Origin of the sequence: Devosia sp., assembly GCF_041917035.1 — a bacterium.
GTDB lineage: Bacteria > Pseudomonadota > Alphaproteobacteria > Rhizobiales > Devosiaceae > Devosia_A.
This window is the reverse complement of record NZ_JAYRYM010000020.1, coordinates 1-17,420: the sequence shown is the minus strand read 5'-3', so window position 1 is coordinate 17,420 and position 17,420 is coordinate 1. Positions and strand designations below refer to the sequence as shown.

Genomic DNA, 17,420 nt, shown 5'->3' with positions numbered 1-17,420 from the left:
GCGCATTGCTTCTCGCCATTCGACTTGCGACCTTCGGGTTGAAGCTCGATGCGTTCGGCATGGCCGCAAGGAAGGAGCATGGACGATGAGCGCGGAAATGCTCGCGACGGTGAGGAGCATCCCTTTGGAGCAGTGGGATCCGATTGGCATCAGGGACGTGCCCGCGGCCCGCGACGAATATGACCGCTATGCTCCGGGCATCGTCCGGTCCCTAAGGGGGCGGACGACGGTTGCAGGCATGGCGGCGCAGTTGCTGGAGATCGAGACCGAGCAGATGGGCCTTGCGGCCGACCGTGAGCGGGCGGAGCGGGTAGCCCGAACGCTGCTGCGGCTTGTCGATCGCTAGGCCGTACCGCGGTCGGTACTGAATACTCATCACAGACTTCACCATTGCGGACACCGCCAGACAGGTCCTCGACCGGCGCAAGGCGCTGTTCAGGCCGAATGCGTACGGCGTATTCGCGCTGTCCTATGCGTCCAGGTTCACCAACCCGGATGGGACGACTGTGCAGCGGTTTGTCCCAGGTTGGCAGGTCGGCACCTTGCGGAACGATTCCCTCGGCGCCGATCCCCTGGTGGTCCTGCTGGCGCATGGAACGACGTTTCACCTGATGCCGAGGTTCGGCTGGGATGCGGGGGAACGCTACGTCATGGACCTGCTCAGCCTGGAGCACGGGATCTACGCGATCACGCCCTCGGTCTGAGGGAGAGTGGTCAGGCGGCCTGCCGCTTGCGCTTCTTGCCGGACAGCAGGCCGAGGACGGAGATGTCCTCGTCGAGGTCGGGCCAGTGGATGCCTTCGCCGTGACCGATCAGGCGCCAGTTGAGGCGCGCGGCGGGTGAGCCGTCGCGGAGGCGCGGAAACCAGTCGAGCGGCACCGCGAGTTCGCGGCCGTCATCGAGGGTGACCTGCAGCATGGACGCGCTGAAGCTCACGTCGGTGGCGAGCGGATCGGTCTCAATCGTCAAGGTGCTCATGCCAGGCCCCTTCTCGAGCGGATAGTACCCACGTTCTGTGTCGGTCTTCAACGGCATGGGAGGGATCGCCTTTCCCCCTGCGGGTTCACGTAGAGCCCGTGCTGGGAGAAACGTCCCCTCACCCGTCTCGCGCTTCGCGCGATCCACCCTCTCCCTCAAGGGGAGAGGGGAGGGGCGGCGCGATCGTGCCCCAGCCTTCCCTCTCCCCTTGAGGGAGAGGGTGCCCGAAGGGCGGGTGAGGGGACGTCTCATCGAGGAGCAGCTGCAATGGACGAGCTGACCAAATCCATCGCGACGCGGGGGGACCTGGCGCATCTGGCGTTGTTCCTGTGGGCGAGCGGGGCGACGGGGCTGCTGGTGTGGACGCTCAGGGAACTCGTCGCGGCGAACCGGCGGTTCAACGATTTCGTCGCCGAGATCGCGGCGCTCAACAAGATGTTTCGGCACAAGGACTGAAGCCATGGCGGACAAGACGAATACGGCGAAGGGCGAGGCGGCCCAGGTGTTCCGGCAGTTTGCCTGGAACCTTGCGGGGACGCTGGCGAAATCCGGGAGCGGGGCGAGCAGGCCCCGGCCGGCCGGTACGGGCAAGCGCTGATGGCGGCGATTCCCATCGATGACGAGGGGCGCTTTGCCGGCTATGCCAGCGTCTTCGACCGGCTCGACGAGGCCGGCGACCTGGTGATGCCTGGGGCGTTCGCGAAAAGCCTGGCGCGGCGCGGGGCGAGCAAGCTGAGGATGCTGTTCCAGCACGACCCCAGGGAGCCGATCGGCACCTGGGAGACGGTGCGCGAGGATGCCGTCGGGCTCTGGGCGGAGGGCCGGCTGGTCGCCGGCGTGCCGCGCGCCGATGCGCTCAGGCGCCTGATCGAGAGGCGGGCCATCGACGGGCTGTCGATCGGCTTTCGCACCACGAGGGCCACCCGCGAGGCGGCGAGCGGCCACCGGCGGCTCTGGGCGATCGAGCTTTGGGAGATCTCCATCGTGACGTTTCCGATGCTGGCCGAGGCCCGCATCGCCTCCAGGTCCGGTCTTCGACCGGCCCGGGACGAGGCGGCGCTGCGCGCCGCCATTTCGCTTTTCAAGCAGTAAGGGACCACCAATGACCGAAATGACCGAGCGCCTTGAGATCAAGGCGACGGCCGGCAGTTCTGCCGGCGATTCCGAGGCGATGTTCGCCGAGTTCATGGGCGCCTTCGAGGAGTACAAGCGCACCAATGAGGGGCGACTGAAGGAACTGGAGAAGCGTGGTGGCGCCGACGCGCTGACCGAGGAGAAGCTCGGGCGGCTGAACGCGGCGCTTGACGGCGCCAAGGCGGCGATGGACCGGCTGAGCCTCGAGCGGACCCGGCCGGCGCTGGAGGCGGGACGCCCCGACCTCGGCGACGAGTACAAGGAGGCGTTCTCCGCCTATGTGAAGCGCGGCGAGGAAAAGGCCCTGTCGATCGGCTCGAACCCGGACGGCGGCTATCTGGTGCCGGTGGAGGTGGATAGCGAGATCACCCGGCAGATGGCCCATATCTCGCCGATCCGGGCGCTGGCGACGGTGCGGTCGATCTCCACCAGCGTCTACAAGAAGCCGGTGACCACGGCGGCCGCGGCCTCGGGCTGGGTGTCGGAGACGGCGGCGCGGCCGCAGACCAACAGCCAGACCATCGACGCCCTGAACTACCCGACCGCCGAACTCTACGCCATGCCGGCAGCGACCTCGGCCTTCCTCGACGACGCGGCGGTGGATGTCGGCCAGTGGATCGCCGACGAGGTGAACCAGGTGTTCGCCACCCAGGAGGCCACGGCCTTCGTTTCCGGCGACGGCACCAACAAGCCCAAGGGATTTCTCAGCGAGACGCAGATCGCGCAGGCCAGCTGGAGCTGGACCAAGATCGGCTACATCGCCACCGGCGTTTCCGGCGCGCTGCCGGCCTCCAACGCCTCCGACGTGCTGTTCGACCTGATCTATGCGCTCAAGGCCGGTTATCGGCAGAATGCCAGCTGGCTGATGAACCGCAAGACCCAGGCGGTGCTGCGCAAGCTCAAGGACAGTACCGGCAACTACCTGTGGGCGCCGCCGGCGACGGCGGGCGGCAAGGCCTCGTTCATGGGCTTCGACCTCGCCGAGGCCGAGGACATGCCCGACATCGCGGCAAGCTCGGTCTCGGTGGCCTTCGGAGATTTCCGCCGCGGCTACCTGGTGGTCGACCGCACCGGGGTGAACGTGCTGCGCGACCCCTACACCGCCAAGCCTTACGTGCTGTTCTACACCACCAAGCGCGTCGGCGGCGGGGTGCAGGACTTCGACGCGATCAAGCTGCTGAAGTTCGCGGTGAGCTGAGCGGCGTGAATGGTGAAACGTGAATGGTGAATGGTGAATGGTGAATGGTGAATGGTTTGGTGGGTGAGGCAACAGCCTATTCACCATTGGCCATTCACCACTCACGGCCTTCACGGCACTTCCTTCAATCCAGGGACGTACCAATGATTTCCTACCTTCTCGCGGGGCCCGCGGAGGAGCCGGTTTCGCTTGCCGAGGCCAGGGCGTTCCTCAGGCTCGACGATACGGCCGAGGACGGCCTGGTGACGACGCTGATCGCGGCGGCGCGGCTGCATGTGGAGAGCCTCACCGGCCGGGCGCTGGTCAACCAGAGCTGGCGGCTGGTGCTCGACGCCTGGCCCGACCTGCCGGTGCTGACGCTGCCGGTGTCGCCGCTGGTGAGCCTTGTGGCCATCACCGCCTTCGATGCGGACGGCGACGAGCACGCCCTGTCGCTCTCGCAGTTCCAGCTCGAAGGCGGGGTGACGCCGGCCCGCCTTCTGCTGCCGGCCAGCATTGCCGGCATGCCGGCCTTGCGGGAGCGGCTGGGGCTCGAGATCGACTACGTGGCGGGCCACGGCACCGCCGCGGACGTGCCGGCCGACCTGAAGCGGGCGCTGCTGGCGCTGGTGGCGCACTGGTTCGAGCACCGCGACGCGCTGGTCGTCGCAGGGTCCGGGGCAGTAATCCCGGCGGGCTTCGATCGCATGGTCGCGCCGTACCGCCAGGTGCGGCTGTGAGCGAGACTGTGCCCCAGGTGGGGAGCCTCACCGACCGCGTGCAGTTGCAGCACAAGATGACCACCGACGAGGCGGAAGGCGGCCACGCCGTGGCCTATGTGCCGGTGACGGCGCTGTGGGCCCGGGTGCGGGCGCTGGGGGCGCGGCTCACCGCCGATGCCGGCGGGCGCGGCGTTTCGGCAAGCCATTCGGTGGTGGTGCGGTTTCGCACCGACGTCAGCCCGGGCGATCGCTTCGGCTATCGCGGGCGCTGGCTGGAAGTGCTGGCGGCCGCCGATCTCAACGGCCGGCGGGCGTGGCTGAGTTGTTCGTGCATGGAGAGGGGGGTGGTGGGGTGAAACACGTCCTTCGGTGTGCGCGGCACACCCCTCCCCAACCCTCCCCGTCGAGGGGAGGGTGTCGCATCGAGATTGTGGCGTGGACCGGGAACCTCGCTCCGGCCGGCACCCTCCCCCTTGCGGGGAGGGTTGGGGAGGGGGGTGAGGCCAGGCGATGACCCATCCGATCATTTCCTTACAGGCGGCGCTGGTCGCGGCGCTGCGGGCGGACGCGCAGCTTGCGGCGCTGGTGGGGACATCGATCTTCGATGCGCCGCCCAAGAACGCGGTGGCGCCCTATGTTGCCATCGCCCGGCACGACATGGTGCCGCGCGATACCGATGCGGCGCCGGGGCAGGAGCATCGGTTGGCGCTCCACGTCTGGGCCGGGCAGCCGAGCCGCAAGGCGGCGCTGGCGATCGCCGAGCGGGTGCTGGCGGTGGCCGCGGTGCTGGCGCCGGGTACCATCCTCGTGACGCACCGGCAGCACGAGCGCACCGAGACCGCGATCGATGCCGACACGGGCCAGGCGCGGGCGGTGGTGGGGCTGCGGTTCTTCACCGAGGCGAACTGAGACTGCCCCTCACCCGGCCGCTTTGCGGCCACCCTCTCCCTCAAGGGGAGAGGGGAGATGCGGCTCGATTGTGCCCCAGCCTTCCCTCTCCCCTTGAGGGAGAGGGTGCCCGAAGGGCGGGTGAGGGGCCGTAACAAGGAGACAATTCATGGCTGCCCAGAGCGGCAAGGACATGTTGCTGAAGCTCGACCAGACCGGGTCGGGGAGCTTCGTGACGGTGGCGGGGCTCAGGACGCGCTCGCTGGCCTTCAACGCGGCGGCGATCGATGTCACCGACGCCGAGAGCGCCGGGCGCTGGCGCGAACTGCTCGCCGGCGGCGGCATCAGGCGGGCGGCGGTGGCGGGTTCCGGCATCTTCAAGGATGCGGCGTCCGACGCCACGATCCGTAGCCTGTTCTTTGCCGGCACGATCCGCAACTGGCAGCTGATCCTGCCCGATTTCGGCACGGTGGAAGGACCGTTCCAGATCGTGTCGCTGGAGTTCGCCGCCGACCATGCGGGGGAGGTAACGTTCGACCTGGCGCTGGAGAGCGCGGGGGCGATGGGGTTCAGCGCGGCCTAGCGTTTGGTTGGCAAGTGTCCCGGCACCCAGTCCCGTCGCGTGTGGACGATGTCGTAGATGGTGACCACGTCCTCCCCGCCGTGACGCTCGACCTGATAGTAGAGAATGTAGTTGAAACCGGAAACGGACTTCTCGAACAAGCCCGGATACCCGCTTGGTCGGCCGGTCAGGTATCGACCGAGTGATTCACCGGCATCGATGATCTTGCCGCCGACCAGCAGCGCGGCGGGCCTTGCTCATTCCCCGACGGCCTGTCTTCGCTTGGTGTCTCTCTCAGCCTGGGCCTCGGCGATTATGCGCTCGAGATCTGCCCGCATCTCTTCACTGGTGTGAACCCTGCCGGCCCTGGCGTCGGCCATGCCTTCGAGGATGCCTTCGACGATCTCGAGTTCGTATCGCGTGTAGATCTCAAGGGCATCGGTAGCGAGGCCGGAAATGTCGCGCTCCGTCAGACTGGCGAGTCGATCAAGACGCTCCGCAATCGCTGCCGGAATGCTCACGGTGATTGTCCTGGTCTTGGGCACGGGGCGCTCCTGCAGTTGACCCACAAGCTAACACAAGCGTGAACAAGTGAGGAGGTGGCGATGGCCAATCCGCATCGCGGCGAGATTTCGGCGTCGTTCGAGGGCGAGGAGAAGGTGCTGTGCCTGACGCTGGGCGCGCTGGCCGAGCTCGAGGCGCGGCTCGGGGCCGGGGACCTGGTGGGGCTCTCCGAGCGGTTCAGTTCGGGACGCGTGACCGCGCGCGACCTGACGGCGATCATCGGGGCGGGGCTGCGCGGCGGCGGCAACGCGGTGACCGACGACGACCTGGCGCGCATGGCCATCGAGGGCGGGCTCAGGGGCGCCGCCGAGATCGCGGCGCGGCTCCTCCGCGCGACGTTCGGAGAAGCGGCATGACGCGCTTTCCCTGGGAGGCGGCGATGCGTTTCGGCTTCGGCGTGCTGCGGCTGTCGTCAAGGGAATTCTGGGGGCTGAGCCCGCGCGAGCTGGCGGCGGCGTTCGAGGCGCGCAGCGGCGGGGAGCGGGGCGTGGCGCCGGGACGCGAGGCGCTGGCGGGCCTGATGCGCCGGTTTCCGGACGAGGTGCAGCATGGCTGATCCGTTTGGCGAGGATTTCCGGGCGCAACTGGGCGATGTCACGGTGGAACTGGATCGTATCGGCGATCTGGCCGACGGAGTCGGGCGCGCGCTGAGCCGGGCGTTTCGCGGCGCGGTACTCGACGGCAAGTCGCTCAAGTCGGTGCTGGGCGAGGTGGCGCGGAGCTTTGCCGACATCGCGCTGAAGGCGGCGTTCGCGCCGGTGTCGAGCCTCGTTTCGGGGGCGGTCGAAAGCCTGTTCACCGCCGCCAATCCGGCGGTGAAGCCGTTCGCCAAGGGCGGCGTGCTGGCGAGCCCGACCTATTTTCCGCTGGCCGATGGCCTGGGGCTGGCCGGGGAGGCCGGCGCCGAGGCGATCCTGCCGCTGGCGCGCGGATCGGATGGACGGCTCGGGGTGTCAGCGGGCGGCGGGGCGGTGAACGTGACGTTCAACGTGACGGCGAGCGATGCGCGCAGCTTTGCCGCGAGCGAGGCGGAGCTCTCGGCGATGCTGCTCAGGGCGGTGAAGCGCGGGACGCGGGGGAGCTAGGAAAACGTCCCCTCACCCGCCCTTCGGGCACCCTCTCCCTCAAGGGGAGAGGGGACGTGGCACAATCTCGCCCCCACTTCCCCTCTCCCCTCGAGGGATAGGGTGCCTCGCAGAGCGAGGCGGGTGAGGGGAAGTACGGCACGGAGACTCCATGACCTTCCACCCCATCCGCTTTCCCCTCGACATTTCCCTCGGCGCCCGCGGTGGGCCGGAACGCGCCACCGATATCGTCACGCTCGCCTCCGGGCGCGAGGAGCGGAACTCGCGCTGGGCGCATGCGCGGCGGCGCTACAATGCCGGATACGGGATCAAGTCGCGGGCCGACATGCTTGCCGTGCTGGCCTTCTTCGAGGAGCGGCGGGGGCGGTTTCACAGCTTCCTGTGGCGCGACGGGCTGGATTTCTCGTCGAACGGCACGACAACGCCGACGCCGCTCGACCAGCCGATCGGTACTGGCGATGGCGTCAGGATTTCGTTCACCTTAACAAAACGTTACGGCGCAGATTTCGACCCGTACCTGAGGCCGATCACGAAGCCCGTGGCCGGCTCGGTGCGGGTGGCGGTGGGCGGGGTGGAACTGGGTGGCGGGGCTTTCACCGTCGACACCCTGACCGGGGCGGTGACGCTGGCGGCGGCCCCGGGGGCCGGGGTGGCGGTGACGGCGGGCTTCCTGTTCGACGTGCCGGTGCGCTTCGACACGGATCGGCTGGATATCGAGCTGTCGAGCTTCGACGCGGCGGAGGCGCCGGCCATTCCGCTGATCGAGGTGCGCGAATGAGGGCGCTGGAGGCCGGGATTGCCGCGCATCTCGCCAGCGGGGCGACGACGCTCGCCACCTGCTGGCGCGTCACTCGCACGGACGGGGTGGTGCTGGGATTCACCGACCACGACGAGACGCTGGCCTTCGGCGGCACCGACTACCTGCCGGCGCACGGGCTCGAGGGCGGCGAGCGCGCGGCAAGGCTCGGGTCGCAGGTCGATACGACCGAGGTGGTCGGGGTGCTGCACTCGGACGCCATCGTCGAGGAGGATATCCTGCTGGGCCGATATGACGGTGCGGCGGTCGAGACCTGGCGGGTGAACTGGCGCGACGTGGCGCAGCGGTTCCTCGCGAGCCGCGCCTCGATCGGCGAGATCGTGCGCGAGGACGGGCGGTTCCGGGCGGAACTGCGCTCGGGGCAGGCGGCGCTCAACCGGCCGGCGGGACGGCTCTATCAGGGGCTGTGCGACGCGGAACTGGGGGACGCGCGCTGCGGCGTCGATCTCGGGGACCCGGCGTTCCGGGCGGAGGCGACGGTCAGCGGCATCCGCGACCGGTTCCGGCTGGTGCTCGAGGGGATCGCGGGCTTCGAGGTCGCCTGGTTCGATTTCGGTGTCGCGGCCTGGTCAAGCGGTCGGCGCGCGGGCTTGCGCGACCGGGTGGTGACGGCGGAGCGGCTGGGCGGCGCCGACATTGTCGGCTTTGCCGCTCCGGTGGGCGACTGGGTGGTCGAGGGCGACGCGCTGGTGCTGACGGCGGGGTGCGACCGGCGCTTTGCCACCTGCAAGGCGAAGTTCGCCAACGCGGAGAATTTCCGCGGCTTCCCGCACATTCCGGGCAACGACTTCGTGCTGCGCTATCCGCGACGGGGTGACCGTCTCGACGGGCGGAAACTGGTCGGATGAGCCCGGCGCTTGTGGCGGCGGCGGTGCGCGGCTGGATCGGGACGCCGTACCGGCATCGCGCCGCGACGCGGGGCGCCGGCTGCGATTGCCTGGGGCTGGTGGCAGGCGTGTGGCGGGACCTGTACGGCACCGAACCACCGAACCTGCCGCCCTATCGCGCCGACTGGCGGGACGGGCGGTTTGCCGGCGAACTGTTGATGCTGGCGGAGCGTTGGCTGGTGCCGGCGGCGGGGCCGCCGGCGGCCGGGACGGTGCTGCTGTTCCGGCTCGGGCCATCGCCGCTGCCGCGCCATTGCGGGATTGCCATCGGGGACGGACGGTTCGTCCACGCGCAGGAGCGGCTGGGCGTGGTCGAGGGCCATCTCGGCGACGGCTGGCTGAAGCGGGTGGCGGGGGTGTGGGCGTTTCCTGAAATAGACTGAGAGCGTGGCGCCCCTCACCCTGACCCTCTCCCCGGAGGGGCGAGGGGACGCGGGCGGCGCCGCCGGTGTGACGGAACAGGCATTGCGTTGGCGGCGCTATCGCCCCCTCGCCCCTCCGGGGAGAGGGTTGGGGTGAGGGGCGCCAGGAGATCAGCAGCAAATGGCAACACTGGCGCTTTCGCTGGCCGGGCAGTTCGTCGGTGGCGCGGTGGGCGGGCCGATCGGCGCTACCATCGGGCGGGCGCTGGGGGCGCTGGCCGGGAGCGCCGTCGACCAGGCGCTGTTCGGAGAAAGGATTCAGCCGGCGGCGGGGGCGGATATCCGGCTGCAGGGCTCGAGCGAGGGGGCAGCAATCCCGCGGCTCTATGGCTGGAGCCGGCTCGCCGGCAACATCATCTGGGCGACCGAACTGGAGCGGCTCGCCGCCGAGACCAGCGGCGCCAAGGGGACGTCGTCCTTCGATGACGAGGAGGTCTGCGCGAGCTTCGCCATCGGACTGTGCGAGGGCGAGGTGGCGCGGCTGGGTCGCATCTGGGCCGATGGGCAGCTGCTCGAGACCGAGGCGCTGGCGCTCAGGTTCTACCGGGGCACCGAAACGCAGGATGTCGACAGCCTGATCGGGGCGGTGCAGGGGGAGGCGCCCGCCTATCGCGGGCTCTGCTACCTGGTGTTCGAGCGGCTGCCGCTTTCGGCCTTCGGCAACCGCATCCCCAACATCACGGTGGAGCTCTGCCGCCTGGTGGGCGAGCTGGAGCCGCTGATCCGCTCGGTGACGGTGATCCCGGGCGCGACCGAGTTCGGCTACGACCCGGCGCCGCGCGTGCGGCTGCTGGGGCAGGGCGCATCGGCGGCCGAGAACACGCACCAGTCGGCGCTGAGGAGCGACTGGACGCTGTCGATCGACGAGTTGCAGGACCTCTGCCCCAATCTCGGGCACGTGGCGCTGGTCATCGCCTGGTTCGGCGACGACCTGAGGTGCGGCGACTGCAGCATCCGGCCCAAGGTCGAAGCGGCGGACAGGCAGGTGAGCGGGACGGGCTGGGCCGTGGCAGGCCTGACGCGCGCGAGCGCCGAATTGGTCTCGACCTACGAGGGCGGGCCGGCCTTTGGCGGCACCCCTTCCGACGCGGCGGTGCTGGCAGCGATCGCCGACCTCAAGGGCCGCGGGCTCGGCGTGACACTCTACCCGACGCTGCTGATGGACATCCCGACGGACAATGCACTGGACCAGCCGGCCTATCCCTGGCGCGGCCGCGTCGCCTGCCACCCGGCGCCGGGAACGGTGGGATCGCCCGAAGGCACGGCGGCGCTCGACGCGCAGGTCGCGGCCTTTGTCGGCGGACCGACGGACTGGCGGTACCGACGCTTCGTCCGGCACTACGCGGCGCTTGCGCAGGAGGCGGGGGCCGATGCGCTGGTGCTGGGCTCGGAACTGCGCGGACTGACGACGCTGCGCGGCACGGCCGGGTTCCCGTTCGTCGACGCGCTGGTGGCGCTGGCGGCCGAGGCGAAGGGGATCGCGCCGGACGTGAAGCTCACCTATGCGGCGGACTGGAGCGAGTATCACGGTTTCCAGCCCGAGGACGCGCCGGGGGACAAGCATTTCCACCTCGATCCGCTCTGGGCCTCGGACGACATCGATGCGGTGGGGATCGACATGTACATGCCGATCGCCGACTGGCGCGCCGGCGAGGACCATGCCGATGCGGAGGCGTGGGACGGGCCGCACGAGCTGGCCTACCTCGGCGCCAATATTGCCGGCGGCGAGGGCTACGACTGGTACTACCTCAGCGAGGCGGACCGGCTGGCGGGCGAGCGGACGGCGATCGCCGATCCGGCCCATGGCGAACCCTGGGTCTGGCGCTTCAAGGACATCGCCGGCTGGTGGAGCCACGCTCACCACGACCGGGTGGGCGGGGTGCGCTCGCCGACCCCGACGGCCTGGGTGCCCGAGGGCAAGCCGATCTGGTTCACCGAACTGGGCTGTGCGGCGGTCGACAAGGGCGCCAACCAGCCGAACCTGTTCCCCGACCCCAAGAGCGCCGAGGACGGTCGGTCGGTTTTCTCGAACGGCGCGCCCGATGCGCTGCTGCAGCGCCAGGTCCTCAGGGCACAGTTGCGCCACTGGTCCGGGGCGGGCAATCCCGTCTCGGCCGTCTATGGCGAGCCGATGGTCGGGCAAGTCTCGCTGTGGACCTGGGACGCGCGGCCGTACCCGGCCTTCCCGGCCGACGCGAAGAGCTGGGCCGACGCGCCGAACCATGCGGCGGGCCACTGGCTGACCGGCCGGCTGGGGGCGCTGGCGAGCGACGAACTGGCCGCCGCGATCGCCGCCGACCACGACATCGAGATCGTCGGCACCGCCGCGGCGCCGCTGGTCCACGGCCTTGCCCTCGAGCGCCCGGGGAGCGCGCGCGAGGCGCTGGACGGGCTGGGTGAAGTCACCGGCCTCGCGGTCCGGGACAGCCCGGCGGGGCTCGCGCTGGTGCGGCCGGCGGCGCGGCGTGCCCTCGACGTCGACGACGTGGTGGACGACGGGGCGTCGCGGCTCTCGCGCCGTCGCCCGGATCCCTCCGAGCGGGTGTCGCGGCTGGCGCTCGGCTATGTCGATCGCGAGCGCGACTACCTCGCCGCGAGTGCCACCGCGATCCGGCCGGAGGCTGGGCAACTCGCCGGCGAGTCGTCGGGGCTGGTGCTCGACCCGGTGGGCGGACGGCAGGCGGCGGAACGGCTGCTCGCAGCCGCGGGGGCGCAGTGCGACGCGCTGGAACTGACCTTGCCGCCCTCGCTGGCGAGGCTCGAGGTGGGCGACGTCATCGCGATCGCCGGGGAGGCCGAGGGGCCGTTCGAGATCACCGGGATCCGCGATGCGCTGGCCCGCCGGATCACGGCGCGGGCGCTGCCGCCGCTGCTCAACCCGGCGGTTCTGAGCGACCGGCCGCCGGCCCTGCCGGGGGGTGGCGGCATCGGCCTGCCGGCGGCCGAGCCGCTGCTGGTGGCGGCGCACCTGCCGCCCGATCCGGTCTCGCCGCTGGTCTCGCGGCTGCTGCTTGCCGCCTTTGCCGACCCCTGGCCGGGAGAGGTGGACCTGCAGCAGGTGGCGACCGGCGCGCGGCTGGCCCGCCTCGACCGACCGGCGGCGCTGGGGGAGCTGGCGAGCCCGCTGGCGGCCGGCCCGATCGAGCGCTGGGACGGGGCGGACCTCGTCGTCACGCTGTTCGGCGGGCATCTGGCCAGCGTCGACGAGATGGCTGCCCTTGCCGGCAGCAACCGCATCGCGGTGGCGACCGACGCGGGCGAGTTCGAACTGCTCGGCTTTGCCGGGGCGGAACTGATCGCGCCCGGCACCTACCGATTGACCCGCCTGCTGCGCGGACAGGGCGGCACCGACCCGGCGATGGGAGCTGCGGCGATCGGCAACCGTGTCGTGGTGCTCGACACAGGCGTGGCGATCATCGACGTCCCCTCCGGCTGGGCCGGCGACACGCTGGCGCTGCGCGCCTATGCCGGCCGGCACGACGGGGTGGGCTGGCCGTTCGAGGTGCCGCTTGGCCTCGGCCCGCTGCTGCCGCTGCCGCCCGCGCATCTGCGAGCACGCCGCAACGGCACGGGTGATGTGACCTTCGGCTGGGTCCGCCGCAGCCGCGCCGATGGCGGCGCCTGGGCTGCCGCAGAGGTCGGGCTCGAGCACCTGCCCGAAGCCTATCGGGTGACCGTCTTCGCCGCCGGCCTGCCGGTGCGCGGCCTCGAGGCCGAAGCGCCGGCGGCGACCTACAGCGCCGCGCAGCAGGTGGCCGATTTCGGCGGCCTGCCCTCGGGCTTCGACTTCACCGTGGCGCAACTGAGCCCGGTCTACGGGCCGGGTCACCCGGCCAGCGGGAGCTTTCATGCCTGACACGATCCTCGGTCGCCTCGGCGACGGCCTCGCCCGGCTGCGGGCACGGCTCTTGACGCAGTTCATCCTCACCAACCTCAGGAGTATCCTCATGTCCCTCGGCTTTCTCGACGGCTTCAAGACCTACCTCGTCGCCGCCGCCATGGTGCTGGCCGCGCTGAGCCAGCTCATCGGCGTCGACCTGCCAAGCTTCGAGGGGCAATCAGCCGGGCAGTTGCTGATGGAGGGGCTGGCAGTGCTGTTCTTGCGGAGGGGGATGAAGGGGTAGGGGGTATTCACTGCCGGAAGTAAATGCAGGCCGGCCAAATCTTGCCGCTCTGCTATTGTCCGGGCGGTCGGGTCGACCTATCCTGGAATCCCAACATGAGGCCTATCATGCGTCAGGCGGATACGGGCAGGATTGCCGACATTGTCAGGGCTACTTTGACTGCGGACTTTCCCGGGACGCCGATATTGGACGTGCGGGTTTTCGCGTCAAATGAACTGGACGACGAGGGATTCGTGAAGATCACCGTCGTTTTTGCTGGCGACCCGAGCGACCTCGACGCTCGCAAGATGGCCGGTGCTGTACGTCAGGTAAGGCCGAAGCTGGCGGAGATCGGCGAGGAGGCCTTCCCGCTCTTGTCATTTGTTTCCGAGCTGGACGCCGGTCAACTTGAACCCGCGTGACCTTCTCAAGACGGCGAACGAGCTCGTCGCGGCCAATCGCGGAAAACCAAGGCAGTCGAACCTGCATCGTGCGACGAGCACGGCGTACTACGCCTTATTCCATGCCCTCGCGACGACTTGCGCCGACCTGCTAGTTGGAACCGCCGGGACGAAGCGAAGCGGACCTGCCTGGAGGCAGGTCTATCGCGCACTGGCGCACAGTGACGCCCGCAATGCCTGCCGAAATGTGGAAACGATGGCGAAGTTCCCGCAGTCTGTGCAGGACTTCGCCAATATGTTCGTCCTGATGCAGGCGAAGCGCCATGAGGCCGACTACGATCCCGAGGCCCGCGCGGTGAAGTCGGAGGTCGTCTCCAACATCCGGTGGTGGAGGCGGTGATCGCCGACTTCGAGGCCGCCGATGTCAGGGACCGCAGGGCCTTTGCCGTGTGGGTACTGTTCAGGGAGCGGCGCGCCTGAGCCCCCATTCATCCCCCATTCATCCCCCCGCCCGCATAAAGGGCGGATGAGAAACGCGATTGCATCGATGGTGGCGGCCGTTGCGGTGGCCGTGGCGCTGGGCTTTGCCGTGACGGGCGCGGCGCTGGCGCAGGAGGAACTGTGTCTCGACAAGCGCGAGATCCAGGAGCGCATCAATTCCGGGCAGTTGCGGCAATTGTCCGAGGCGATCGCGGCGGCCGGGGTCGAGGGCAAGATCATCAGTTCGGCCGTGCAGCTGTGCCGGATCGACGGGCGCTGGCAGTGGCGCGTCAACGTGATGGACTATTCGGGCGAAAGCAAACCGGTGACCTTGCCGGCCGAGTGAGGAAAGCACTAGAATCGCCCTGACGGAGTCCGCGCCATGAGGGTGGCGCGCTCGCGCAACGCGACATCCGCCACGGCGCAACAGGGGACTTGTCGATGCGCATTCTCGTCGTGGAAGACGACACCAATCTCAACCGGCAGCTCAAGGACGCGCTGACCGAGGCCGGCTACGTCGTCGACGTCGCCTTCGACGGCGAGGAGGGGCACTTCCTCGGCGACACCGAGCCCTATGACGCGGTGGTGCTCGACATCGGCCTGCCGCAGATGGACGGGCTCTCGGTGCTCGAGGAATGGCGCCGCGCCGGCAAGAAGATGCCGGTGCTGCTGCTCACCGCCCGCGATCGCTGGAGCGACAAGGTGCAGGGGATCGATGCCGGCGCCGACGACTATGTCGCCAAGCCCTTCCACATGGAAGAAGTGCTCGCCCGCGTCCGCGCGCTGGTGCGCCGCGCCGCCGGGCAGGCCAGCAACGAGATCAGCGCCGGCTCGGTGCGGCTCGACGTCAAGGCCGGCAAGGTGACGGTGGACGGGCACGCGGTGAAGCTCACCAGCCACGAGTTGCGGCTGCTGAGCTACCTGATGCACCACAAGGGCAAGGTGATCTCGCGCACCGAGCTGACCGAACACCTCTACGACCAGGACTTCGACCGCGATTCGAACACCATCGAGGTCTTCGTCGGCCGGTTGCGCAAGAAGCTGCCGGACGACTGCATCCAGACCGTACGCGGGCTCGGCTACCAGATCGCCGAAGACTGAGGGGCGGGAGATTTCCAGCGGGACGCCATGGCGCTTTCGCCTTCTCCCCGAGGAGGGACCCCAGGGGCGGATGAGGGGGAACTCGCCGCGCCTGGTGGCGGCCACGGCTGGGGCGGGGATCGTGCGCCTTGATTGGCGGCGCCCCCTCCACCGGCTTCGCCGGTCCCCCTCCCCCGCTGCGCAGGGGAGAATGACGACGCGGCCGGCCTGCGGCCGCCTTCTCCCGCATGGGCAGACGGGATGGCGGCGAAATCGGGGGCGGCCCGCATGAAGGTCCCGGCGGCGCTGAGGGCATGGGGCGGGGGGATTGCCGCGCGCATCGACGGGCTGCGGCGGCGGCTGGCCCCGCCCGCCGACGGCCCTCACAACGGCAATGGCAAGCGCGGCTCGATCGCCGCGTCGCTGTTCCTGCTGTCCGCCGGCTGGCTGATCGTGGCGCTGGTGGCGACGGCGTTCCTGTTGACCGAACTCTACTCGCGCGCCCTCGACACCAGCCTGGCCGAGACGCTGGAGTTCCATGTCGAGACGCTGACCGACCTGACGCTCCTCAGCGCCAGCCCCGGCAGCGAGGAGATCCGCGTCGCCGACCCGCGCTTCGACCGCACCGGCTCGGGCTGGTACTGGGCCATCCGCGACGACAGAGGCGGGCTGCTCAACTTCTCCAATTCCTATGTCGGCATGGTGCTCGGCCCGTTGCCGGGGCCGTTCGACAGCTCAAACCTGAAGAGCGCCGTGCTGACCGACCCGTTCGGCATCCGCATCCGGGTGATCGAGCGGGCGGTGACGGTCAACGGGTTGCCGCTCCACATCATGGTGAGCGGCAGCCTCGACGAGATCCTGACGCTGGTCGACGATTTTCGCGGCCAGACGCTGATCGTGCTGGGCGCCGTGGCGATCATGCTGGCGGTGATGTCGACGATCGTCGCCCGGCTGGCGCTCAGGCCGGTGCAGCGGCTCAGGCGCGAGGTCGAGCGGGTGCGCGAGGGCGAGGTGGCTTCGGTCACCGGCAGCTATCCGGCCGAGCTGGCGCCATTGTCGGACGAGATCAACGAGCTCCTGCGCTCCAATACGCAGATCATCGAGCGGGCCCGCAACCAGGTCGGCAATCTCGCGCATGGGCTGAAGACGCCGCTGGCGGTGCTGCGCAACGAGGCCTCCGCCGATCGCAAGAACCCGCTCGCCAAGGTGGTGACGTCGGAAACCGACAAGATGACGCAGCTGGTCACCACCTATCTCGACCGGGCGCGGATCGCGGCGCGTTCCGCCGTGGTGGGCAAGAAGGCGGACGCGACGCACGTGATGCTGCGGCTGACCCGGGTGATGCAGAAGCTCAACCCGCGCGTCACCATCGCCATGGTGCGCCCCGACGCATCGCTGCCCTGGTTCCGCGGCGATGAGGGCGATCTCGAGGAAATGGCCGGGAACCTGCTCGACAATGCCTGCAAGTGGAGCAAGTCCTCGATCGGCGTGACGCTGGTCGCCGAGCGCAGCGGGCAGAGCACCAACCTGCTCGTCAAGATCGAGGACGACGGCCCGGGCCTTACCGAGGAGGAGGCACAGAAAGTGTTGCGCCGCGGCGTCAGGCTTGACGAGAAGACGCCTGGCTCGGGGCTGGGGCTCGATATCGTCAAGGAACTGGTTGACGTCTATGGCGGCTCGCTGCAGTTGAAGCGCTCCGTGCTGGGCGGCCTGCTCGCCGAACTCCGCCTGCCTGCCGCAAAGGTCGGCGGACTCCGCACTTTCGCCTCAATGCGCAAGGAATAAGGCCCCCGGCCACCTCCGAGACCCCCATGCAGCAGATCGTCCGTGCCCTCCCGCTTGTCCTGACGCTCGCCCTCGCCGGGTGCAGCTTCGGACCGTCCACGTCCGAGGTGGCGCTGGGTCCGACGCTGAACCAGCCCAACCCGGCTCTGGCGACGCCGCAGATCACCCCGGCCTCGGTTCCTTCGGTCGCCAACGTGGCGAGCGCGGAGACGGCGCTGACCGACGTCACCGCCTATCTCGACCCCGGCGTGATCGGCAAGCTCAGTGCCAAGGAGAAGGCCGAGGCGGCGAGCGCCCAGTTCAACGCGCTGACCTTCGGCCGGCCGGGCGCCCCG

The 17,420-nt window shown here is 69.5% G+C and carries 27 protein-coding genes; 24 read left to right on the top strand and 3 right to left on the bottom strand.

All coding sequences use genetic code 11. From position 1 onward, the window contains the following. Positions 1-85: 85 nt before the first annotated feature. Together ACE3TU_RS04190 and ACE3TU_RS04185 are read left to right on the top strand one after the other, a co-directional pair. Positions 86-346 carry a hypothetical protein gene (locus tag ACE3TU_RS04190; protein ID WP_374620593.1) on the top strand — a complete coding sequence of 87 codons (261 nt, stop codon included), beginning with the start codon at positions 86-88 and terminating at the stop codon, positions 344-346. Positions 347-542: 196 nt separating this feature from the next. Continuing rightward, positions 543-704 carry a hypothetical protein gene (locus ACE3TU_RS04185; RefSeq protein ID WP_374620591.1) on the top strand — a complete coding sequence of 54 codons (162 nt, stop codon included), beginning with the start codon at positions 543-545 and terminating at the stop codon, positions 702-704. A gap of 10 nt (positions 705-714) precedes the next feature. Here the strand turns inward: ACE3TU_RS04185 and ACE3TU_RS04180 are convergent, their stop codons facing one another. Further along, positions 715-978 carry a DUF2442 domain-containing protein gene (locus ACE3TU_RS04180; protein WP_374620588.1) on the bottom strand — a complete coding sequence of 88 codons (264 nt, stop codon included), beginning with the start codon at positions 976-978 and terminating at the stop codon, positions 715-717. Positions 979-1,245: 267 nt separating this feature from the next. On the opposite strand from ACE3TU_RS04180, the gene ACE3TU_RS04175 reads away from it, so the two are divergent. The 8 genes from ACE3TU_RS04175 (at position 1,246) to ACE3TU_RS04140 (ending at position 5,482) form a co-directional block, all read left to right on the top strand. Next, complete coding sequence (locus ACE3TU_RS04175) at positions 1,246-1,434, top strand: hypothetical protein (protein ID WP_374620585.1); 189 nt, start codon at positions 1,246-1,248, stop codon at positions 1,432-1,434. A gap of 4 nt (positions 1,435-1,438) precedes the next feature. Continuing rightward, a complete protein-coding gene (locus tag ACE3TU_RS04170) occupies positions 1,439-1,576 on the top strand; it encodes a hypothetical protein (protein ID WP_374620583.1) in 138 nt (45 codons plus the stop codon). Further along, positions 1,576-2,070, top strand: a complete 495-nt coding sequence (locus tag ACE3TU_RS04165) for an HK97 family phage prohead protease (RefSeq protein ID WP_374620580.1) — start codon at positions 1,576-1,578, stop codon at positions 2,068-2,070. Before ACE3TU_RS04170 ends, ACE3TU_RS04165 begins: the two co-directional genes overlap by 1 nt. A 10-nt stretch (positions 2,071-2,080) precedes the next feature. Next, positions 2,081-3,310 (top strand): phage major capsid protein, encoded by a 1,230-nt coding sequence (locus ACE3TU_RS04160; RefSeq protein WP_374620577.1) that lies wholly within the window; start codon positions 2,081-2,083, stop codon positions 3,308-3,310. 143 nt (positions 3,311-3,453) lie between these two features. Continuing rightward, complete coding sequence (locus ACE3TU_RS04155) at positions 3,454-4,029, top strand: phage head-tail connector protein (protein WP_374620574.1); 576 nt, start codon at positions 3,454-3,456, stop codon at positions 4,027-4,029. Next, positions 4,026-4,367, top strand: coding sequence for a phage head closure protein (locus tag ACE3TU_RS04150; RefSeq protein WP_374620572.1), 342 nt, complete (start codon positions 4,026-4,028; stop codon positions 4,365-4,367). Before ACE3TU_RS04155 ends, ACE3TU_RS04150 begins: the two co-directional genes overlap by 4 nt. 154 nt (positions 4,368-4,521) lie before the next feature. Continuing rightward, on the top strand, positions 4,522-4,920 hold the full coding sequence (locus ACE3TU_RS04145; RefSeq protein WP_374620569.1) for a DUF3168 domain-containing protein: 399 nt from the start codon (positions 4,522-4,524) through the stop codon (positions 4,918-4,920). A gap of 148 nt (positions 4,921-5,068) precedes the next feature. Continuing rightward, entirely contained in the window at positions 5,069-5,482 is a 414-nt protein-coding gene (locus ACE3TU_RS04140) for a phage major tail protein, TP901-1 family (protein WP_374620566.1), read from the top strand. On the opposite strand, the gene ACE3TU_RS04135 is transcribed toward ACE3TU_RS04140, so the two are convergent. Together ACE3TU_RS04135 and ACE3TU_RS04130 are read right to left on the bottom strand one after the other, a co-directional pair. Beyond that, the gene (locus tag ACE3TU_RS04135) at positions 5,479-5,622 is read right to left on the bottom strand and encodes a hypothetical protein (RefSeq protein WP_374620563.1); all 144 of its coding nucleotides are present in this window, start codon (positions 5,620-5,622) and stop codon (positions 5,479-5,481) included. The genes ACE3TU_RS04140 and ACE3TU_RS04135 overlap by 4 nt on opposite strands. Before the next feature lie 96 nt (positions 5,623-5,718). Beyond that, positions 5,719-6,006: a CopG family ribbon-helix-helix protein gene (locus ACE3TU_RS04130; RefSeq protein WP_374620561.1), complete on the bottom strand. Its 288-nt coding sequence runs from the start codon at positions 6,004-6,006 to the stop codon at positions 5,719-5,721. Between the two features lie 60 nt (positions 6,007-6,066). Here ACE3TU_RS04130 and ACE3TU_RS04125 point away from each other — a divergent pair, with 60 nt between their 5' ends. The 14 genes from ACE3TU_RS04125 to ACE3TU_RS04060 all read left to right on the top strand — a co-directional run. Further along, positions 6,067-6,381, top strand: coding sequence for a gene transfer agent family protein (locus ACE3TU_RS04125; RefSeq protein ID WP_374620558.1), 315 nt, complete (start codon positions 6,067-6,069; stop codon positions 6,379-6,381). Then, positions 6,378-6,581, top strand: a complete 204-nt coding sequence (locus ACE3TU_RS04120) for a rcc01693 family protein (RefSeq protein WP_374620556.1) — start codon at positions 6,378-6,380, stop codon at positions 6,579-6,581. The genes ACE3TU_RS04125 and ACE3TU_RS04120 overlap by 4 nt, the downstream gene beginning before the upstream one ends. Further along, complete coding sequence (locus ACE3TU_RS04115) at positions 6,574-7,110, top strand: phage tail tape measure protein (protein WP_374620553.1); 537 nt, start codon at positions 6,574-6,576, stop codon at positions 7,108-7,110. Before ACE3TU_RS04120 ends, ACE3TU_RS04115 begins: the two co-directional genes overlap by 8 nt. Before the next feature lie 151 nt (positions 7,111-7,261). Then, on the top strand, positions 7,262-7,888 hold the full coding sequence (locus tag ACE3TU_RS04110) for a TIGR02217 family protein (protein WP_374620550.1): 627 nt from the start codon (positions 7,262-7,264) through the stop codon (positions 7,886-7,888). Continuing rightward, a complete protein-coding gene (locus ACE3TU_RS04105; protein ID WP_374620548.1) occupies positions 7,885-8,775 on the top strand; it encodes a DUF2163 domain-containing protein in 891 nt (296 codons plus the stop codon). Before ACE3TU_RS04110 ends, ACE3TU_RS04105 begins: the two co-directional genes overlap by 4 nt. Further along, positions 8,772-9,197, top strand: coding sequence for an NlpC/P60 family protein (locus ACE3TU_RS04100; protein ID WP_374620546.1), 426 nt, complete (start codon positions 8,772-8,774; stop codon positions 9,195-9,197). Before ACE3TU_RS04105 ends, ACE3TU_RS04100 begins: the two co-directional genes overlap by 4 nt. A gap of 160 nt (positions 9,198-9,357) precedes the next feature. Beyond that, the gene (locus tag ACE3TU_RS04095; protein WP_374620544.1) at positions 9,358-13,092 is read left to right on the top strand and encodes a glycoside hydrolase/phage tail family protein; all 3,735 of its coding nucleotides are present in this window, start codon (positions 9,358-9,360) and stop codon (positions 13,090-13,092) included. Next, entirely contained in the window at positions 13,085-13,360 is a 276-nt protein-coding gene (locus ACE3TU_RS04090) for a hypothetical protein (protein ID WP_374620541.1), read from the top strand. Before ACE3TU_RS04095 ends, ACE3TU_RS04090 begins: the two co-directional genes overlap by 8 nt. A gap of 107 nt (positions 13,361-13,467) precedes the next feature. Beyond that, positions 13,468-13,761 (top strand): hypothetical protein, encoded by a 294-nt coding sequence (locus ACE3TU_RS04085; protein ID WP_374620538.1) that lies wholly within the window; start codon positions 13,468-13,470, stop codon positions 13,759-13,761. Further along, the gene (locus ACE3TU_RS04080; RefSeq protein ID WP_374620535.1) at positions 13,748-14,140 is read left to right on the top strand and encodes a hypothetical protein; all 393 of its coding nucleotides are present in this window, start codon (positions 13,748-13,750) and stop codon (positions 14,138-14,140) included. The genes ACE3TU_RS04085 and ACE3TU_RS04080 overlap by 14 nt, the downstream gene beginning before the upstream one ends. A gap of 126 nt (positions 14,141-14,266) precedes the next feature. Next, positions 14,267-14,566, top strand: coding sequence for a hypothetical protein (locus ACE3TU_RS04075; RefSeq protein ID WP_374620533.1), 300 nt, complete (start codon positions 14,267-14,269; stop codon positions 14,564-14,566). Between the two features lie 95 nt (positions 14,567-14,661). Beyond that, positions 14,662-15,321, top strand: a complete 660-nt coding sequence (locus ACE3TU_RS04070) for a response regulator transcription factor (RefSeq protein WP_374620530.1) — start codon at positions 14,662-14,664, stop codon at positions 15,319-15,321. 240 nt (positions 15,322-15,561) lie between these two features. Further along, on the top strand, positions 15,562-17,085 hold the full coding sequence (locus tag ACE3TU_RS04065; RefSeq protein WP_374620527.1) for a sensor histidine kinase: 1,524 nt from the start codon (positions 15,562-15,564) through the stop codon (positions 17,083-17,085). Between the two features lie 26 nt (positions 17,086-17,111). Continuing rightward, positions 17,112-17,420 (top strand): hypothetical protein (locus ACE3TU_RS04060; RefSeq protein WP_374620525.1); only part of this gene is annotated, 309 nt, incomplete at its 3' end.

What these genes read in the sequence shown, in the direction of transcription:
- ACE3TU_RS04190 (WP_374620593.1), top strand. Translation starts at nt 86, where the DNA reads ATGAGCGCGGAAATGCTCGCGACGGTGAGGAGCATCCCTTTGGAGCAG.
- ACE3TU_RS04180 (WP_374620588.1), bottom strand. Translation starts at nt 978, where the DNA reads ATGAGCACCTTGACGATTGAGACCGATCCGCTCGCCACCGACGTGAGC.
- ACE3TU_RS04175 (WP_374620585.1), top strand. Translation starts at nt 1,246, where the DNA reads ATGGACGAGCTGACCAAATCCATCGCGACGCGGGGGGACCTGGCGCAT.
- ACE3TU_RS04170 (WP_374620583.1), top strand. Translation starts at nt 1,439, where the DNA reads ATGGCGGACAAGACGAATACGGCGAAGGGCGAGGCGGCCCAGGTGTTC.
- ACE3TU_RS04165 (WP_374620580.1), top strand. Translation starts at nt 1,576, where the DNA reads ATGGCGGCGATTCCCATCGATGACGAGGGGCGCTTTGCCGGCTATGCC.
- ACE3TU_RS04160 (WP_374620577.1), top strand. Translation starts at nt 2,081, where the DNA reads ATGACCGAAATGACCGAGCGCCTTGAGATCAAGGCGACGGCCGGCAGT.
- ACE3TU_RS04155 (WP_374620574.1), top strand. Translation starts at nt 3,454, where the DNA reads ATGATTTCCTACCTTCTCGCGGGGCCCGCGGAGGAGCCGGTTTCGCTT.
- ACE3TU_RS04145 (WP_374620569.1), top strand. Translation starts at nt 4,522, where the DNA reads ATGACCCATCCGATCATTTCCTTACAGGCGGCGCTGGTCGCGGCGCTG.
- ACE3TU_RS04140 (WP_374620566.1), top strand. Translation starts at nt 5,069, where the DNA reads ATGGCTGCCCAGAGCGGCAAGGACATGTTGCTGAAGCTCGACCAGACC.
- ACE3TU_RS04125 (WP_374620558.1), top strand. Translation starts at nt 6,067, where the DNA reads ATGGCCAATCCGCATCGCGGCGAGATTTCGGCGTCGTTCGAGGGCGAG.
- ACE3TU_RS04120 (WP_374620556.1), top strand. Translation starts at nt 6,378, where the DNA reads ATGACGCGCTTTCCCTGGGAGGCGGCGATGCGTTTCGGCTTCGGCGTG.
- ACE3TU_RS04115 (WP_374620553.1), top strand. Translation starts at nt 6,574, where the DNA reads ATGGCTGATCCGTTTGGCGAGGATTTCCGGGCGCAACTGGGCGATGTC.
- ACE3TU_RS04110 (WP_374620550.1), top strand. Translation starts at nt 7,262, where the DNA reads ATGACCTTCCACCCCATCCGCTTTCCCCTCGACATTTCCCTCGGCGCC.
- ACE3TU_RS04105 (WP_374620548.1), top strand. Translation starts at nt 7,885, where the DNA reads ATGAGGGCGCTGGAGGCCGGGATTGCCGCGCATCTCGCCAGCGGGGCG.
- ACE3TU_RS04100 (WP_374620546.1), top strand. Translation starts at nt 8,772, where the DNA reads ATGAGCCCGGCGCTTGTGGCGGCGGCGGTGCGCGGCTGGATCGGGACG.
- ACE3TU_RS04095 (WP_374620544.1), top strand. Translation starts at nt 9,358, where the DNA reads ATGGCAACACTGGCGCTTTCGCTGGCCGGGCAGTTCGTCGGTGGCGCG.
- ACE3TU_RS04090 (WP_374620541.1), top strand. Translation starts at nt 13,085, where the DNA reads ATGCCTGACACGATCCTCGGTCGCCTCGGCGACGGCCTCGCCCGGCTG.
- ACE3TU_RS04085 (WP_374620538.1), top strand. Translation starts at nt 13,468, where the DNA reads ATGCGTCAGGCGGATACGGGCAGGATTGCCGACATTGTCAGGGCTACT.
- ACE3TU_RS04075 (WP_374620533.1), top strand. Translation starts at nt 14,267, where the DNA reads ATGAGAAACGCGATTGCATCGATGGTGGCGGCCGTTGCGGTGGCCGTG.
- ACE3TU_RS04070 (WP_374620530.1), top strand. Translation starts at nt 14,662, where the DNA reads ATGCGCATTCTCGTCGTGGAAGACGACACCAATCTCAACCGGCAGCTC.
- ACE3TU_RS04065 (WP_374620527.1), top strand. Translation starts at nt 15,562, where the DNA reads ATGGCGGCGAAATCGGGGGCGGCCCGCATGAAGGTCCCGGCGGCGCTG.